Genomic DNA, 16,637 nt, shown 5'->3' with positions numbered 1-16,637 from the left:
CTGAAAAATGCCGAGGGCAAGGCGCGGCGACGCAGACAGTACGCATGTACGGCAAGGAGCCGCAACGCCGCCATCGGCATTTTCTCAGGACCGCGTCTCCGGCGCGCCGTTTTCAAGTTTCAAGCACTCTTCGGCTCCAGCGGAAAACGGATCTTGTAATGCAATCCCATCCCCGGCGCGCTGACCACTTTTACGGTGCCACCCAGCGGCCCCGTCACCAGGTTATACAAGATATGCGCACCGAGGCCGCTGCCGCCCGAACCGCGCTTGGTCGTGAAGAAAGGGTCGAACAGCTGGCCCAGGGTGGCGCTGTCCATGCCCATGCCGTCATCGCTGTAATCGAGTTCCAGCATGTCGCCGGCCGTCCGCACGCTGATCTTGATCTTGCCCGGCTCGCCTTCGGCAAAGCCGTGCACGAGTGAATTGACCACCATGTTCGTGACGATCTGCGAGACGGCACCCGGATAGCTGCGCAGCTGCACCTCGGGCGCGCAGTCGATCTCCACTTTCACGGGCTTGCCTTTCAGCTTGGGCTGCAGCGAGAGCAGGATTTCATCGAGATATTTGCGCAGATTAAAGCTGCGCAATTCATCCGATGACTGGTCCACGGCCACCTGCTTGAAGCTGCGCACCAGCGCCGCGGCGCGCTGTGTGTTCGTCGTCATGATGCGCAAGGTCTGGTCGATGATGTCGAAAAATTGCCGCAAGCCGTCTTCGTCGAGCTGGCCGCCTTCCAGGTCTTCGCGCGTCAGTTTCAATTCCTGCACCAGGTGGCTGGTGGCCGTGACGCATATGCCCAGCGGCGTATTGATTTCATGCGCCACGCCGGCCACCAGCCGTCCCAGGGACGCCAGCTTTTCCTGGCGCACCAGTTCCGACTGCGCTTCCTGCAGGGCGCTCAAGGCGCTGTTCAGGGCCGCATTCTGCTCTTCCAGCGCTTCCTTGGCCTGGCGCATGGCGCTGTCGGCCTGGATGCGCGCCATCGCCACGGCCACGTGGCTGGCCATGAAGGCCAGCACGTCCAGTTCCGCCTGGCCATACACGACGGATTCGTCGTAGCTTTGCACGATGATCACGCCATATTTCCGATCACCGAGCAGCATGGGCGCGCCCATCCAGCTGGCGATGCCCACATTGCCCAGCGGCTCGTCCATTTCGCCGCTGGCCACCAGTGCCGCATAGCTGTCCGCATCGAGCAGGCACGCCTGCCGGCGCGCCAGCACGTACGAACTCATGCCGATGCCGTAATGAAAGCGTTTCACGGGCGCCTGCGCATCCTTCTCGTCGACGAAATACGGGATCGTGATGTCCTTGTTGTCCGGGTGGTACAGGGCGATGAGGAAATTCTTTGCCGTCACCAGCTCGCTGATGATGGCGTGCAGGCGCGCATACAGGGTCGTCGCGTCGGCCGCCTGCGCCGACAGGTTGGCGATTTCATACAGCGCATGCTGCAGGTTTTCCGCGCGCCGCCGCTCGGCCACCTCGTGCGCCAGCAGGGCCGTGCGCTCCTGCACCGCCTTTTCCAGCCGGTCCATGCTTTGCATGCCCTGCAAGGCGCTCGACACGTGCGTGGCGATCAGCGCGAACAGGGCCTGGTCTTCCAGGCTGAAACGGTGCTGCGCGTCATAGCTCTGGATGACGATGGCGCCCAGCACCTGGTGCTGCTGGTCCAGCAGCGGGCAGCCGATCCAGTGCTCGGCCGCCGTGCCGCCGCCCCAGGCGCCGCCGCCGATGGCGCGCATGGCGTCGTCGGCGGCCGTCATCACCAGCTGCTTGCGGTTGACGATGACCCATGCCGTGGGCGACTGCGCCGCGCTGGCCAGGCGCACGCCCTCGTCCGGATCGGGCGCGGCGTCGAATTCGTCGACAAAATACGGAAAGCGCACCAGGCCGTCGTCGCGGTCGCTGAGCGCCACGTAAAAGTTGGCCGCATACATGATGCGCCCCAGCGCCGTATGCACCGCCTGCAGGAATTCGCTGATATCGCTGCAGGTGCTCGAGCGCTGCCCGATTTCCAGCAACACGGTTTGGACGGCTTCCAGGCGGCTGAGACGGCTTTCCATGGGTGACTATGTGCCTTGTGCAAATATATGTTCTGGAAAACAATATTATCAGTTCAGCCCCGCCTTGGCACGGCATAAAACGCAGAATCTTGCCTTGAGGCAGAGCAACACACGCCACGCGCGCATTTGCCACCTTGGCGATACAGTGGCAGACTAGGCCCCTTCCTACAGACCAGACCGTCCTCATGACCGCCACGCTACGCGCCAAGCTTCGCCCCTACACCCTCGCCGGCCTGCTGGCCTTTGCCGCGCTGGGCATGCCGCCGCTGTGCGCCGCGCCAGCCAAGGCGCCGGCGGCGGAAACGGCCGATGGCGGACGCTATTTCGGCCCCCTCGTCGCGGGCAAGATGCATGGCCAGGGGCGGCTCGAATACGCGAGCGGCGCGTTTTACGAAGGGGGTTTTGCGCGCGGCGTGTTTTCCGGCCAGGGCAAGCTGCGCCAGGCGTCCGGCGTCGAATACACGGGCGCCTTCCGCCAGGGCGCCTTCGACGGCATCGGCCGCTACACCTCGCCCAAGGGGGAAATCTATGCGGGCAGCTTCGTCAACGGCAGCTTCGAGGGACAAGGCCGCTTCCAGGGCGCCGACGGCGCCACCTTCGAAGGCCAGTTCAAGCACTGGCGCCCGCACGGCGCCGGCAAGCTGACCGACACGGACGGCACCGTCTTCGAAGGCGACTTCGTCCAGGGCCAGGTGCAGGGCAAGGCCAAGGTCACCACCAGCGACGGCATCCGCTACGAAGGCGAGCTGAAAGACTGGAAATTCGAGGGTGTAGGCGTGCTGCGCACGGCCGACGGCGACGAATACCGGGGCGGCTTCAAGAATGGCCAGTTCGACGGCAAGGGCGTGCTGCGCTACGCCGTGGCGCAGGCGGACGGCCGGCGCGAAGACAGCGGCAACTGGACGGAAGGCCAGCTGGACGACCCTGCACTGGACAAGCTCACGCGCGACAATATCGAGCTGGCCCTGTACAACCAGCGCAGCCTGCTCGACGGCGCCCTGGCACGGATCGCGCCGCGCGATGCGGCGAAAAAGATCAATCTGTACCTGCTGGGCGTGGCCGGCGATGGCGCGCAGGAAGTGTTTCACCGCGAAACGGCCTTCGTGCAGCGCCAGTTCGACCGCGATTTCGGCACCGTGGGCCGCTCCCTGATGCTGGTCAACAGCCGCAACACGGTGGCGCAGCAGCCGATGGCCACGCGCACCAGCATCGCCGCCAGCCTCGATGCCTTGGGCGCGAAGATGGACAAGGCCAACGACATCCTGTTTTTATTTCTCACCAGCCACGGCTCGCCCGAGCACGAACTGGCGCTGGCGCAAAACGGCATGGATTTGCACAGCCTGCCCGCGCAAGAGCTGGCGGGCATGCTCAAGCACAGCGGCATCCGCTGGAAAGTCATCGTCATCTCCGCCTGCTATGCGGGCGGCTTCATTGCGCCATTAAAAGATGACAACACCCTCATCATCACGGCCGCGCGCAGCGACCGCACCTCGTTCGGCTGCGACGACCAGAACGATTTTACCTACTTCAGCGAAGCGTACTTCAAGGAAGCGCTGCCAAAGAGCGCCGGCTTTGCCGACGCGTTCGACAAGGCAAAAGTGCTGGTGCAGGCGCGCGAGGCGGCCGATTTCCTCGAAGGCGGCATGGAGGCGGAAGAGCATTCCGAGCCGCAACTGTTCCAGGGCAAGGCCATCGCCGCGCAGTTGAAGGCGTGGCGCGCCCAGCCACGCTAAGCACAGCACGGCCGCCCGCCTTTCTGTACAATAGCCGTCACCATGCGACGATTTTTCCTCATTTTGCTGCTGTTCGTGCTTCCGCTCCAGATGTCCTGGGCCGCGGCGAGCGCGTATTGCCTGCACGAGGAAGGCAAGGCGGCGCAGCACCTGGGCCACCACAGCCATCAGCACAAGGCCGATGCGGACAAAAAACCCGCCGGCGATAAAGCTGAGCAGCAGAAAAAAGGCCAGCCGCACAGCGATTGCAACGTCTGCCATGGCATCGGTCATGCGTGGCTGCCGGCCGGTTCCAGCCTGCCCATCGGCGACACGGCGTCCGTCAACGCGGACACTTCCCCCTTCTTTTACGCTTCCCACATCCCGGACGCTCCCAAGCGCCCCGACTGGTCGTCGGCCATCTAGGCCGACGGGACGTTTCTTTCACTGATTGCAATAAGCCAGGCGCCAGCCTGCGCGTCCCGTCGAATTCTTTTCCGTACCCTGGAGAATTCGATGCACCGTTCCATCTATCTGTTATTACTCTCAGCCGGCCTGCTCGCCGGCAACTTTGTCCATGCGCAAACACCTGCGGAACCCGCCGGTCCCCTGACCCTGCCCGCCGCGCTGCTGCTGGCCGAAAGCGGCAACGCCACCCTGTCGGCCGCCCGCCATGAACTGGCGGCGCAGGGCGGCGCCCTGCAACAGGCGCGCGCCCTGCCCAACCCGGAATTGCAAACGGTGCTGGAAGACACGCGGCGCGCCACGCGCAGCACCACCGTGCAACTCAACCAGCTCATTGAGCTGGGCGGCAAGCGCGGCGCGCGCGCCGCCGTCGCGCAGCGCGGCGAAGACCTGGCGCAGGCCGGCCTTTCCCTGCAGCAAGCCGACACGCGCGCCGCCGTCACTTCCGCCTTTGTCGACGTGCTGGCGGCGCAAGAAGGCTTGCGCCTGGCCGACAGCGCGCAGGCGCTGGCCGCGCGCGCCAGCGACATCACGGCGCGCCGGGTGACGGCCGGCAAGGCGTCCCCTGTCGAGGAAACCCGCGCCAGGGTCGCCGAAGCGAGCGTGCGGCTGGAGCTGAACCTGGCCCGCAGCACGCTGGCCGGCGCCCGCAAACGCCTGGCCGCCCTGTGGGGCAATGCCACGCCCCGCTTCAGCGTGGCAGAAGGCCGCCTGGAAACCTTGCCGCAACTGCCGCCAGGCAGCGAACTGGCGGCGCGCCTGGAGCAAGCCCCGGCCGTGCGCCAGGCCCGCAGCGCGCTGGCGCAACGGCAAGCCATGCTGGACGTGGAACAGCGGCGCGCCACGCCCGACGTCACGGTGAGCATCGGCATGAAACGCTCGGAAGAACTGGGCCGCAACCAGGCCATCATCGGCCTGGCCCTGCCATTGCCTTTGTTCGACCGCAATGCGGGCAACAAATTGGACGCCCTGCGCCGCAGCGACAAGGCCAGCGACGAGCTGGCCGCCGCCCGCATCGCCGTGCAGACCGACGTGGCCGCCGCTACCGAACGCCTGGCCACGGCCCGGCTCGACGTGGAAAGCTTGCGCCAGGACATCTTGCCTGGCGCACAAAGCGCCTACGACGCGGCCAGCAAGGGCTTTGAGTTCGGCAAGTTCGCCTTCCTCGACGTACTCGATGCCCAGCGCACCTTGCTGCAAGCCAAAAACCAATACCTGCGCGCGCTGACGGAAGCACAGCACGCCGCCGCCGAGATCGAGCGCCTGCTGGGCACACCAGCTCCCCTGTAAGGAATACCCTCCATGAATATCACACTGAACAAAAAGCAGGCGATCGCCATCGCCTCCATCGCGGCCGCCGGCATCGTGCTGGCCATCCTCATCCTGGGCACGGGCAATTCCAAGGCCCCGTCAGCGCCTGCCATCCAGGCGGAAGCCCATGCCGAAAAGAAAGATGAACACGGCCACGCAGAAGTGGAAGGCAGGCTGGAATTGACGGCGGCGCAAAGCCGCGCGGCCGGCGTCGTCATCGCCACGGCCGCGCCCGGCCGCATCAAGACGACGGTCGCCCTGCCCGGCGAAATCCGTTTTAACGAAGACCGCACGGCCCACGTCGTGCCGCGTCTGGCCGGCGTGGTGGAAGCCGTGCAGGCGGACCTGGGCCAACTGGTCAAAAAGGGACAAGTGCTGGCCGTTATCGCCAGCACGGAACTGTCGGAGCAGCGCAGCGCGCTGCTGTCGGCGCAGCGGCGCTTATCCTTGGCACGCTCCACGTATGAGCGCGAAGAAAAACTGTGGCGCGAGAAGATTTCGGCCGAACAGGATTACCTGCAGGCGCAGCAAGCGTGGCGCGAGGCGGAAATCGCCGTGCAGAACGCGCAGCAAAAGCTCAGCGCGCTAGGCGCGGCGAACACCGGCAAGGGTCCGCTGAACCGCTACGCCATCCGCGCGCCGTTCGACGGCATGGTGCTGGAAAAACACATCACCCTGGGCGAAGCCGTCAAGGAAGACGCGAACATCTTCGTCATTTCCGACCTGTCGACCGTGTGGGCGGAAATCGCCGTGCCGGCGAAAGACCTGGCCACCGTGCGCGTGAATGGCAAGGCCGAGGTGAAAGCCAGCGCTTTTGACGCCAGCGCGCAAGGCACGATCACCTACGTGGGTGCGCTGCTGGGCGAACAGACGCGCACGGCGAAAGCACGCATCAGCTTGCAGAATCCCGACATGGCCTGGCGCCCGGGCCTCTTCGTCAGCGTGGAAGTGGTGTCCGGCGAAGCGGACGCGCCCGTCACCGTACACAGCACAGCCATCCAGACGGTGGAAGACAAGCCCGTCGTCTTCGTGCAGGTGAAAGACGGCTACCAGGCCACGCCCGTGGTGCCGGGGCGCAGCGATGGCAAGTTGACGCACATCAAGCAGGGCCTGGCCGCCGGCACGCCGTACGCGGCGCAAGGCAGTTTTGTCCTGAAGTCCGAGCTGGGCAAGGACTCCGCCGGTCACGAACATTGATCACGGCCAGACAAAGGAAACCATCATGTTTGAACGCTTGATCCGCTTCGCCATCGACCAGCGCTGGCTGGTGCTGCTGGCCGTGGCCGCCATGGCCGCCCTGGGCATCTACAGCTATCAAAAGCTGCCCATCGACGCCGTGCCCGACATCACCAATGTGCAGGTGCAAATCAATACCCAGTCCGCCGGTTATTCGCCGCTGGAAACCGAACAAAGGGTCACCTTCCCCATCGAGACGGCCATGGCCGGCTTGCCGAACCTGGAACAGACGCGTTCGCTGTCGCGCTATGGCTTGTCGCAAGTGACCGTGATCTTCAAGGATGGCACAGACATTTATTTTGCGCGCCAGATGATCAATGAGCGCTTGCAGGAAGCCAAGGAAAGCTTGCCGGCTGGTATCACACCGAAGATGGGTCCCGTGTCCACGGGACTCGGCGAAATCTACCTGTGGACGGTCGAAACGCAGGAGGGCGCGACCAAGCCGGACGGCACGCCATACACGCCGACGGACTTGCGCGAAATCCAGGACTGGATCATCAAGCCGCAGTTGCGCAATGTCGCGGGCGTCACGGAGATCAACGCCATCGGCGGCTACGCCAAGCAATACCAGGTGGCGCCCTACCCGGAAAAACTGGCCGCCTACGGCATCAGCCTGCAGGACGTGGTGACGGCGCTCGAGCGCAACAACAGCAACGTGGGCGCCGGCTACATCGAAAAGCAGGGCGAGCAGCTGCTGATACGCGCGCCGGGCCAGGTGGCGTCGAAAAGCGACATCGGCAACATCGCCGTCGCCAATGTGCAGGGCGTGGCCATCCGCATCCGCGACGTGGCCGACGTGGTGCTGGGACGCGAGCTGCGCACGGGCGCGGCCACGGAAAACGGCCGCGAAGTGGTGCTCGGCACCGTCTTCATGCTGATCGGGCAGAACAGCCGCGCCGTGTCGCAAGCCGTCGATAAAAAGATGGTGGAGATCAACCGCAGCCTGCCCAAAGGCGTGCACGCCGTCACCGTGTATGACCGCACGGTGCTGGTCGACAAGGCGATTAATACGGTGAAGAAAAACCTGCTCGAAGGCGCCGTCCTGGTGATCGCCATTTTGTTTTTGTTCCTCGGCAATATTCGCGCGGCCGTCATCACGGCCATGGTGATTCCGCTGGCCATGCTGTTCACGTTTACGGGCATGGTGCAATACCATGTCAGCGCCAACCTGATGAGTCTGGGGGCGCTCGATTTCGGCATCATCATCGATGGCGCCGTGGTGATCGTGGAAAACTGCGTGCGCCGCCTGGCCCATGCGCAGCAAAAACTGGGACGGCCGCTGACCTTGCAGGAGCGTTTTCAGGAAGTATTTTCCGCATCGCAAGAAGCGCGCCGCCCCCTGCTGTACGGGCAGCTGATCATCATGGTCGTGTACCTGCCCATCTTCGCGCTGACGGGCGTGGAAGGCCGCATGTTTACACCGATGGCCCTGACGGTGGTGATCGCCCTGCTGGGCGCCATGCTGCTGTCGATCACCTTCATCCCGGCCGCCGTGGCGCTGTTTATCGGCGACAAGGTGGCCGAGAAGGAAAACGCCATCATGCGCGCCGCCAAGCGCTGGTACGCGCCGCTGCTGGACAAGGTGATGCGCAACACGCCCGTCGTGTTGACGGGCGCGGCGGTGGCCGTCGTGCTGTCGGGCTTGCTAGCCACGCGCATGGGCAGCGAATTCGTGCCCATCCTGAACGAGGGCGACATCGCCATCCAGGCCCTGCGCATCCCCGGCACCAGCCTCACGCAATCGCTGGCCATGCAGCAGCAGCTGGAAAGCAAGCTGATGGCAAACCACAAGGAAATCGCGCGCGTCTTCGCCCGCACGGGAACGGCCGAGATCGCCTCGGACCCCATGCCGCCGAATATTTCCGACGGCTACATCATGCTGAAACCCCGCGACGCATGGCCGGAACCGAAGAAGTCGCGCGCGCAATTGCTGGCGGAAATCGAAGCCACGGCCACCAGTTTGCCCGGCAACAACTACGAGTTTTCGCAGCCGATCCAGCTGCGCTTCAATGAACTGATTTCCGGCGTGCGCAGCGACGTGGCCGTGAAACTGTTCGGCGACGACATGCTTGTCCTCGACAGCACGGCGGCGAAGATCGCCGGCGTGCTGGGCAAGATTCCCGGCGCAACAGAGGTAAAAGTCGAGCAGACGACGGGCCTGCCGATGCTGACAGTGCAGATCGACCGCGAGCAGACGGCGCGCTACGGCCTCAACATTGCCGACGTGCAGTCGGCCATTGCCACGGCCATCGGCGGGCAAGAGGCGGGCACCCTGTTCCAGGGCGACCGCCGCTTCGACATCGTCGTGCGCCTGCCCGACAGCCTGCGCAGCGACCTGGAGCAACTCAAACGCCTGCCCATCGCCCTGCCCTTGGGCGCGGCGGCGGAGGGCCGCGCGCGCTTCATCCCGCTCGGCGAAGTGGCCAGCCTGCAAGTGGCGCCGGGGCCGAACCAGATCAGCCGCGAAGACGGCAAGCGCCGCATCGTTATCAGCACCAACGTGCGCGGGCGCGATATCGGCTCGTTTGTTGCGGAAGCAACGCAGCAGTTGCAGGCGCAGGTGGCCATTCCCGCCGGCTACTGGACCAGCTGGGGCGGCCAGTTCGAGCAGTTGCAGTCGGCGACCAAACGCCTGGAACTGGTGGTGCCGGTGGCGCTGGCCCTCGTCTTCGTGCTGCTGTTCGCCATGTTCGGCAACGTCAAGGATGGTGTATTGGTGTTCAGCGGCATCCCGTTCGCCTTGACGGGCGGCATCGTCGCCCTGTGGCTGCGCGACATTCCCATGTCGATCTCGGCAGCGGTCGGCTTCATCGCCCTGTCCGGCGTGGCCGTGCTCAACGGCCTGGTGATGATCGCCTACATCCGCCAGCTGCGCGAACAGGGCATGCCCTTGCAGGAGGCGATACGGGAAGGCGCCATCACGCGCCTGCGGCCCGTCTTGATGACGGCGCTGGTGGCCTCGCTCGGTTTCGTGCCGATGGCCATTGCCACTGGCACGGGCGCCGAAGTGCAGCGCCCGCTGGCCACCGTGGTGATCGGCGGCATTTTATCGTCGACGGCATTGACCCTGCTGGTGCTGCCGCTGCTGTACCGGCTGGCGTACCGCAAGGATGAGAACGTGGAAGAGGAAGCGGGCCGCATGCGCGTGAGCGAAGGACACGCGTAATCGGGCACGGCGCCGGCGCTCGTGGCGGCGTCGGATTACGGCCTTGCAGGCCTAATCCGACCTACCTGCTCACACAACGTAGGTCGGATTAGCGTGGCCGAAGGGCACGCGTAATCCGACAACACCACGCCGACAATACGGCGTCGGCGTCAAGGCCGGCGGTAGCCGCCTTCGATCCAGTTCGCCGCGGACGTGGCGTTGAACTTGAACGCGGCCGAGGTGCGCACCTTGGCGATCTGTTCGCCGTCGGCGTCGTAGGCGCTCAGTTCCGCGTAGGGGTGGTCTTCGTCGGGGACGATGTCGAACATCACCTTGATCTGCCCCTCGTCGGTGGCGACGAACACATTCTTGTGCAGTTGCGCGTGCAGCTGCTGCTCGTGGCGGCGCAGCACTTCCGAGGCGGTCTTGACCAGCGTATTGAAGGCGTTGACGTCGAGCGGCTTCGGGTTTTTCTTGTCGCGGCCCATGGTCCACGGGCCCACGAGAGCAGGCTCCGGTTCGCCATCCTTGATCATGGCCACGGCCCAGCCTTCATCTTCCTCGTTCTTGATCACGCGCGCCGTCCAGCCATTGCCTACCCACAGGCGCGGCTCCTGGATCGGGGCGTCATTGTCCTGCTCGGCGGATTCGTCGGAAAAATCGGGGAAATCGGTACTCATGGCGGTGCTCGTGATGGAAGGTCGGGGCTAGCATGATAGTCGAAAACGCCCGCCCGTGCCGCCTTCACGGCGGCATGGGTGAACGTTCAACACTTCCTTCGCGCACCTTCCAGGCAACTGTCAGCACATGGACATGGCAGGCCGGTTCGGCCAGGTCAGCGGCGGGCCGGGCGGTACCCAGCGCGGGTCGATGGCCGGCAGCGGCGCATGATAATTAAAAGGATTGATGATGATCGGCGGTATCGCCGATGGCGCGCCGACAGGCTCGGCGCAGGACTGCGTGGCGCTACGCTGGCGCGTGGTTCGATGGTGAAAAAGGGATAGCGATTGATCCCCGGTATCTGCAAACAAAAGCATGCTGCCCTCCTTGCGAGACTGAGGTGTTCAGTATAGGACGGCTTGCGCACATTACAAGAAAAGAAATCTTGTTCCAAATCAGTGTTTTCTGGCCGCCAGCGCCTTCCATACCGTGAAAATGACGGCCTGTCGCACGCCGCTGGCGGCAAGCGGGGCGCGCGCCTACAGTGTGACCATGCAATACCCGATCACCCACACACCGAGGCTTACCATGAAAAAATTGCTCACCTTCGTCCTCATCGTCATGCTCGCCTGCCTGTTCCTCGACAAGATCGGCGCCACGGACATGCACATGCAGCTCAACGGCGACGAGATCGACGGACCGCTGGAGTGGCTGTTCGGCCTGGTGTTTGCCGGCGGCGGCTTGCTGATCGCCGCCATTGCGCTGGTGTGCGGCGCCGTCGTCGCTGGCGTGGTGCTGGCCGGCGTCGGTGTGGTGCTGATCGCCGTGGTGGCCCTGTGCGTGGCGCTGGCGCTGGCCTTGAGCACGCCCGTGCTGCTGCCGCTCTTGATTCCCGTCGCCATCGTCTGGCTGATCGTCAGCCGCAACCGCAAGCAGGCGCAAACGCGTCAGCACAGCCTGTAATCACTGCGCCATGAACTTGCTGAGCACGCCGTCGCCGCCGCCGTCATTCTGTTCGATGCGGTTGCGCCCGCCCCGCTTGGCCCGGTACAGCGCTTCGTCGGCGCGCGCCAGCACGGCGTCGCAATCGGCATCGGTACCGACCATGGCGGCCATGCCGATGCTCACCGTGACGGTGAGCACAATGCCGCCATCGATGGTCAGCGAACTTTCCGCCACGCGCCGGCGCAGCCGTTCGGCAAACACGGCGGCGGCGCTCAGATCCGTGCCCGGCAACAAGATGGCGAATTCCTCGCCGCCCACGCGGCCCGGCACGTCGACCTTGCGCAGCGCCTGGCACATCAGCGCGCCCAAGTGGCGCAGCACGGCATCGCCCACGGCGTGGCCATACTCGTCGTTGACGCGCTTGAAATGATCGATATCGAGCATCAGCACGCTGGCGCAGCTGGCCAGTTCGCGCTGCAAGCGGGCATGCTCGTTTTCCAGCGATGCCATGAAGTGGCGGCGGTTCGGCAAGCCGGTCAGGAAATCCGTGGTGGCCAGCTGCAGCAGTTCCGCGTTCATGCGCTTGCGCTCGGTGATATCGAGCGAGGACACCATGACGAAATCGAGGCTGTCCGCATGGCCGGGCATTACCAGCAGGCTCAATTCATTTTGCCGCGCCGCGCCGTCGAGACGCACGAAACTGCTTTCGCACTCGTACAGGTGGGCGCCGCCAGCCAGCGCCAGCAACGCATCACCGAAACGGGGCAAGGCGCTGTCATCGAAATTCTGTGCCAGGCTCAGCGCGCCACGGCGCTGGTCATCCTCGTTGGCGCGCACCTGCGCCAGCGCGGCGCCGTTCGCATCGATGATGCGCACCAGGCCCGCCAGCTTGCGCAGCGCGTCCGGATTGGCCTGAAAGTGGGCGCCCAGGTCGCGCATGCCCGCTTGCTCGAGCGCGTCGAGCGCTGCGCGCACGGCCGACCAGTCCTGTTCCCACAGGGCCACTGGCGCATGGTCGTACAGGCTGCGGAAACGCGCTTCGCCGGCGCGCAGGGCCAGCGCCACCTGCGCCTGCTCGATGGCCATGCCGGCCAGGTGCGCCGCCTCGCTGAGCCGCGCCAGATGCGCCGCGCCCGGCAGGGTCGGCTGGCGGTGGTACGCCATCAGCACGCCCAGCAGCTTGCCCGAGCCGCCACGCACGGGCTCGGCCCAGCATGATTGCAGCTGGGCCCGGCACGCCAGTTCCATCGTTTCCTGCACATTGGCATGCAGGTCGCCCACGATCACGCGCTGGCCGTCGCGCACGGCTTGCGCGGCGATGCCATGCACGCCCTGCAGGGTGTCGAGGTCGTGGCCGTGGCTGGACAGGTTGAAAAACGCGGGCAAGCTCGGCGCCGCGCCCAGCACCAGGCGGTGGCGGCTTTCATCGAGCAGCAAGATGCTGCACAGCATGGCGGGATGGTCGGCTTGCACGCTGAGCACCACGCTTTCCAGCACCCGTTCCAGCGGCGCGCCCGTGGCCAGCATTTCCAGCACTTGCCGCCGCGTATGCTCGCGCCGCTCCATCTGGCTGCGCTCGCTGATATCGCGGAAGGTCCACAGGCGCGCCTGCTCATTGCCCAACTGCATGCTGCGCACATATTGTTCGACCACCCGTCCATCGCGCAGATGCAGCACGTCGCGCCGCTCGCGGTGGCCGTGCGGCGCATGGGCGCGTGCTCCAAGGAAAGGTGCAGCCTGCTCCAGCTGGCTTTCCACATGGCGCACCAGCGCCGCGCCATCGGCTTGCCAGTCGAGCGCGTCGGGCACTTGCCACAGGTCGCGGAAACGCCGGTTCGAGGTGAAGATGCGGCCGTTGATGTTATCGACCAAGATGCCGTCGATCGTCGAATCGAGGATGCTGCGCAGCATGGCCTGGCTGCGCTGCGCCGCCTCGGCCATCGCCAGCACGCTCGCCTGGCCCTGCTCCAGCTGGCCGGTCAGCTCGCTCGAGCGCGCCAGCGCCGCCTGGGCGCGGGCGCGGCCCGCCGCCAGCAGCCAGGCCACCAGCGCCAGCACGAGGCTGGCCAGCAAGCCCGCCAGCGCCACCAGGCGGGGCCGCGCCAGCAGCTCGCCATCGAAGCCCGGCATGGCGCGCACGCGCAAGGTCCAGGCGCGGCCGGCGGNGGGCGCGGCCCGCCGCCAGCAGCCAGGCCACCAGCGCCAGCACGAGGCTGGCCAGCAAGCCCGCCAGCGCCACCAGGCGGGGCCGCGCCAGCAGCTCGCCATCGAAGCCCGGCATGGCGCGCACGCGCAAGGTCCAGGCGCGGCCGGCGATGGTGATGACTTGCAGCGACACCAGGCTGTCCGAGGCTGCGGACGACAAACCGCCCGGCAAGCTGTCGTACATCAGGGCCGCCTCGGCCAGTTGCGCGCCGTCATAGATTTCCAGGTCCAGCTGGCGCGCCGCCTCGCCGCCCACGCCTGCCATCAGGTCGCCCATGCGGAACGGCGCAAACACCCAGGCGCGCAAGGCGGTGCGCCGCTGCTCCATGCTGGCATGCGGCAAGCCGTTGTCATACACGGGCAGTACGACCAGGAAACCATGCGCCTGGTCGCTGCCGCCATCTTGCACCAGGTGGATCTTGCCCGTCATGGCGGCCTGGCCCGTGTCGCGCGCCTGCTCGAGCGCGGTGCGGCGCACGGGTTCGGACCAGAGGTCATAGCCGAAGGCCAGCAGGTTGCTGTCGCTTAAAGGTTCCAGATACGTGATGGGCGCATGCCAGGCACGCTGGCCGTACGGACGCACGGCATAGCCGGGATAGCCTTCCGCGCGTACGCTGGCCTCGTGCCGCGCCAGCGCGGCGCCGGGCACCAGCGGCAGATAGCCGATGCCGTGAATGCCGGGAAAGTTTCGGTCGACCTGCTGCACCGCCAGATAGGCATGGAATTCGCGTCGCGTGACGTCCTGCGAACTGGCATACAGTCCCTGCACCCCGTGCAGCACCTGGATATAGGTCTGCATGCGGCCAACGATGTTGCCGACCAGTTCGCGCACGCGGAAATCGAAATCGGCCCGCACCTGCTGTTCGCTGGCGTCGTGGGCATTGCGCCAGGCGCCATACGTCAATCCCAGGCACAGCGCCAGCACCAGCGTGGCCAAGGCGCGCGGCCCCACCCAGTGCGACACTGGCCGGGCAAACCACGACGAAGACGCGCGTGTAGACATGGCAGGCTGACAGGCAGGACGACATCAAACCGCGACACTGCCGGCAACATGGCTGGCAGCGGGCTGCACGATTACCATCGGTAGTCGATGAGAATGATAGTACGTTACAGCGGGCGCCCTTGCAATGCCGAATATTGTATCAAAAAGACCACATATTTCATCGATGCAATGATGTGTACTCCAGGAAAATTCAATGCCATGAAAACCATTCCCGCCGGCTGCTATGATCGCCCTGTCATCCATCATCAGGGAGCCGCGTTTGCAGCAGGACAGCTGGCAGGGAACACTATGGCTGGCGCCGGACTTTGCCATCTTGCATGGCGCAGCGGGCGCCACGGATCGCCACGCCCATTATGCGCACCAGTTGATGCTGAGCACGGGCGCGCCTTTCACGGCCGAGCTCGACGGCAGCGTCCACACGGCGCGGCACTTGCTGATCGAAAGCCTGCGCCCGCACGCCATCGTGGCCGCACCGGCGCCCATGCTGACCATCTATGCGGAACCGCAGCGCCTGGGCGGTGCAGCCTTGCTGGCGGCCGCCGCCCATGCCGGTGCGCCCACGCTGGACCATGTCGCCGCCGCATTGCAGGCTCAGCCGCGCGAGCCCCTGCCCGATCCCCGCTTGCGGCGCGCGCTGGAGCAGGTCGACATATTATTGTCGGGCAAGGTCAGCGCGGCCGCCGTGGCCGCGGCCGCGCATTTGTCGCTGAGCCAGCTGGAACGCTTGTTCAGCGCCCGGCTGGGCTTGCCCGTGCGGCGGCTGGTGCTGTGGCGCCGCTTGCGCCTGGCCATCCGTTTTATCTTGCTCGGCAGCACCCTGACGGACGCGGCACACGGCGCCGGCTTTGCCGATGCCGCGCATTTTTCGCGCACCATGCGCAGCCTGTTCGGCGTGCGCGCCGACCGCAGCTTGCGCCAGCTCGACGTCAGGCTGCTCGATTGATGGCTTTACGCAAGCCGGCCGGCAGCTCGGGCGCGCGTACGCCCTCTTCCGCGCGGAACGGTTCGATCAGCTGCGCTCCATAGGCGACGGGATAATCGGGCCGGCTGCCGATGCCCAGGTCCTCGCCCCGCATGCGGTAATCCGGTGCATCGAAGGCGGTGCCCAGCAAGCGGTCCCAGCAGGTAAAGAACAGGCCGAAATTCACGTCACCGGCCGTGCCGTATTTCATGTGATGAAAACGGTGCAGCGGCGCCCAGGCAAACACGTGGCGCAGCGGCCCCATGCGCATGTCGACATTCGCGTGCTGCAGCAACAGCTGGATCGCCACGGCAAACGCCAGCACAGCCATGACCTGCCGCGGTATGCCCAGCAGCAGCAAGGGCAGCATGCCGCCCGCCGCTTCCAGCAGCAGATGCAGCGGGTGTTTCATCCAGCCATTGAAACCATACAAGCGCCGCACGCTGTGGTGCACGGCATGCAGTTTCCACAGAAAATAAGAACGGTGGCTCAGGTAATGCACCAGGGTAATGCCGCAATCGGCGATGAGGATGGCCAACAGCAGCTGCGCCCAGAACGGCAGCTGGACCGGCCAGAATGCGCCCAGCGCCAAGTGCCCTGCCAGCAAGGGAAAGGCAGCCAGGCCCAGCAGGTACAGCGCTTCGTTGACGAGCGCATGCACGACATCGCGCCCGCCGTCGCCGTGAGCGTGGTTCCACGCGCCGTCATACGGCAGGTAGCGTTCGGCAAGAAAGGAAGTAATCAGGGCCAGCAGCAGCAAGGGCGGCAAGACCCAGAGCGAGTAGTGGCACACTGCGATCAGGCAAGCGGCGGCGCCGATGAAGCCGGCCCAGAAGAAGGGGCCGTACAGCGCGGCAAAGAGGGATGTCATGGCAAGGCGCTCCTGTGGCAAAAACCACAGCATGGCTTGCCACCCTGCCGCGCCGCTTGA

The 16,637-nt window shown here is 65.4% G+C and carries 13 protein-coding genes; 7 read left to right on the top strand and 6 right to left on the bottom strand.

The features are described 5' to 3' along the window. Positions 1 to 119 precede the first annotated feature (119 nt). On the bottom strand, positions 120 to 2,063 hold the full coding sequence (locus CBW66_RS23850) for a GAF domain-containing sensor histidine kinase (RefSeq protein ID WP_086140377.1): 1,944 nt from the start codon (positions 2,061 to 2,063) through the stop codon (positions 120 to 122). Positions 2,064 to 2,248: 185 nt separating this feature from the next. On the opposite strand from CBW66_RS23850, the gene CBW66_RS23845 reads away from it, so the two are divergent. From CBW66_RS23845 to CBW66_RS23825, 5 genes are all read left to right on the top strand, one after another. Beyond that, on the top strand, positions 2,249 to 3,796 hold the full coding sequence (locus CBW66_RS23845; RefSeq protein WP_086140376.1) for a C13 family peptidase: 1,548 nt from the start codon (positions 2,249 to 2,251) through the stop codon (positions 3,794 to 3,796). Between the two features lie 42 nt (positions 3,797 to 3,838). Next, positions 3,839 to 4,201, top strand: a complete 363-nt coding sequence (gene czcI, locus CBW66_RS23840) for a cation efflux protein, CzcI family (protein WP_086140375.1) — start codon at positions 3,839 to 3,841, stop codon at positions 4,199 to 4,201. Positions 4,202 to 4,291: 90 nt separating this feature from the next. Further along, on the top strand, positions 4,292 to 5,530 hold the full coding sequence (locus tag CBW66_RS23835; protein ID WP_139841762.1) for a TolC family protein: 1,239 nt from the start codon (positions 4,292 to 4,294) through the stop codon (positions 5,528 to 5,530). Between the two features lie 12 nt (positions 5,531 to 5,542). Next, entirely contained in the window at positions 5,543 to 6,748 is a 1,206-nt protein-coding gene (locus CBW66_RS23830) for an efflux RND transporter periplasmic adaptor subunit (protein WP_086140374.1), read from the top strand. Between the two features lie 25 nt (positions 6,749 to 6,773). Continuing rightward, a complete protein-coding gene (locus CBW66_RS23825) occupies positions 6,774 to 9,953 on the top strand; it encodes an efflux RND transporter permease subunit (RefSeq protein WP_086140373.1) in 3,180 nt (1,059 codons plus the stop codon). Positions 9,954 to 10,102: 149 nt separating this feature from the next. Here the strand turns inward: CBW66_RS23825 and CBW66_RS23820 are convergent, their stop codons facing one another. Together CBW66_RS23820 and CBW66_RS28740 are read right to left on the bottom strand one after the other, a co-directional pair. Continuing rightward, entirely contained in the window at positions 10,103 to 10,612 is a 510-nt protein-coding gene (locus CBW66_RS23820) for a hypothetical protein (RefSeq protein WP_086140372.1), read from the bottom strand. Between the two features lie 120 nt (positions 10,613 to 10,732). Continuing rightward, positions 10,733 to 10,969, bottom strand: a complete 237-nt coding sequence (locus CBW66_RS28740) for a hypothetical protein (protein ID WP_070217756.1) — start codon at positions 10,967 to 10,969, stop codon at positions 10,733 to 10,735. A gap of 211 nt (positions 10,970 to 11,180) precedes the next feature. On the opposite strand from CBW66_RS28740, the gene CBW66_RS23815 reads away from it, so the two are divergent. After that, entirely contained in the window at positions 11,181 to 11,555 is a 375-nt protein-coding gene (locus CBW66_RS23815) for a hypothetical protein (protein ID WP_086140371.1), read from the top strand. Here the strand turns inward: CBW66_RS23815 and CBW66_RS23810 are convergent, their stop codons facing one another. Together CBW66_RS23810 and CBW66_RS29520 are read right to left on the bottom strand one after the other, a co-directional pair. Then, on the bottom strand, positions 11,556 to 13,448 hold the full coding sequence (locus CBW66_RS23810; protein WP_367379990.1) for a diguanylate cyclase: 1,893 nt from the start codon (positions 13,446 to 13,448) through the stop codon (positions 11,556 to 11,558). It abuts the gene before it with no gap. After that, complete coding sequence (locus CBW66_RS29520; RefSeq protein ID WP_086153679.1) at positions 13,399 to 14,745, bottom strand: CHASE domain-containing protein; 1,347 nt, start codon at positions 14,743 to 14,745, stop codon at positions 13,399 to 13,401. Before CBW66_RS29520 ends, CBW66_RS23810 begins: the two co-directional genes overlap by 50 nt. Before the next feature lie 223 nt (positions 14,746 to 14,968). Here CBW66_RS29520 and CBW66_RS23800 point away from each other — a divergent pair, with 223 nt between their 5' ends. Beyond that, positions 14,969 to 15,688, top strand: coding sequence for a helix-turn-helix domain-containing protein (locus CBW66_RS23800; RefSeq protein WP_086140860.1), 720 nt, complete (start codon positions 14,969 to 14,971; stop codon positions 15,686 to 15,688). Here the strand turns inward: CBW66_RS23800 and CBW66_RS23795 are convergent. Next, positions 15,672 to 16,577: a sterol desaturase family protein gene (locus CBW66_RS23795; RefSeq protein WP_086140872.1), complete on the bottom strand. Its 906-nt coding sequence runs from the start codon at positions 16,575 to 16,577 to the stop codon at positions 15,672 to 15,674. The two genes, CBW66_RS23800 and CBW66_RS23795, sit on opposite strands and share 17 nt — an antisense overlap. Positions 16,578 to 16,637 lie beyond the last annotated feature (60 nt).

The organism is Janthinobacterium sp. GW456P (assembly GCF_002127655.1).
In the GTDB taxonomy this organism is placed as follows: domain Bacteria; phylum Pseudomonadota; class Gammaproteobacteria; order Burkholderiales; family Burkholderiaceae_D; genus Janthinobacterium.
The sequence above is the reverse complement of the archived record's forward strand: the minus strand, read 5'-3'. Positions and strand labels throughout refer to the sequence as shown.

Coding starts and splice junctions, on each gene's coding strand:
- CBW66_RS23850 (WP_086140377.1), bottom strand. CDS start 2,063: ATGGAAAGCCGTCTCAGCCGCCTGGAAGCCGTCCAAACCGTGTTGCTG.
- CBW66_RS23845 (WP_086140376.1), top strand. CDS start 2,249: ATGACCGCCACGCTACGCGCCAAGCTTCGCCCCTACACCCTCGCCGGC.
- czcI (WP_086140375.1), top strand. CDS start 3,839: ATGCGACGATTTTTCCTCATTTTGCTGCTGTTCGTGCTTCCGCTCCAG.
- CBW66_RS23835 (WP_139841762.1), top strand. CDS start 4,292: ATGCACCGTTCCATCTATCTGTTATTACTCTCAGCCGGCCTGCTCGCC.
- CBW66_RS23830 (WP_086140374.1), top strand. CDS start 5,543: ATGAATATCACACTGAACAAAAAGCAGGCGATCGCCATCGCCTCCATC.
- CBW66_RS23825 (WP_086140373.1), top strand. CDS start 6,774: ATGTTTGAACGCTTGATCCGCTTCGCCATCGACCAGCGCTGGCTGGTG.
- CBW66_RS23820 (WP_086140372.1), bottom strand. CDS start 10,612: ATGAGTACCGATTTCCCCGATTTTTCCGACGAATCCGCCGAGCAGGAC.
- CBW66_RS28740 (WP_070217756.1), bottom strand. CDS start 10,969: ATGCTTTTGTTTGCAGATACCGGGGATCAATCGCTATCCCTTTTTCAC.
- CBW66_RS23815 (WP_086140371.1), top strand. CDS start 11,181: ATGAAAAAATTGCTCACCTTCGTCCTCATCGTCATGCTCGCCTGCCTG.
- CBW66_RS23810 (WP_367379990.1), bottom strand. CDS start 13,448: ATGCTGCGCAGCATCCTCGATTCGACGATCGACGGCATCTTGGTCGAT.
- CBW66_RS23800 (WP_086140860.1), top strand. CDS start 14,969: ATGATCGCCCTGTCATCCATCATCAGGGAGCCGCGTTTGCAGCAGGAC.
- CBW66_RS23795 (WP_086140872.1), bottom strand. CDS start 16,577: ATGACATCCCTCTTTGCCGCGCTGTACGGCCCCTTCTTCTGGGCCGGC.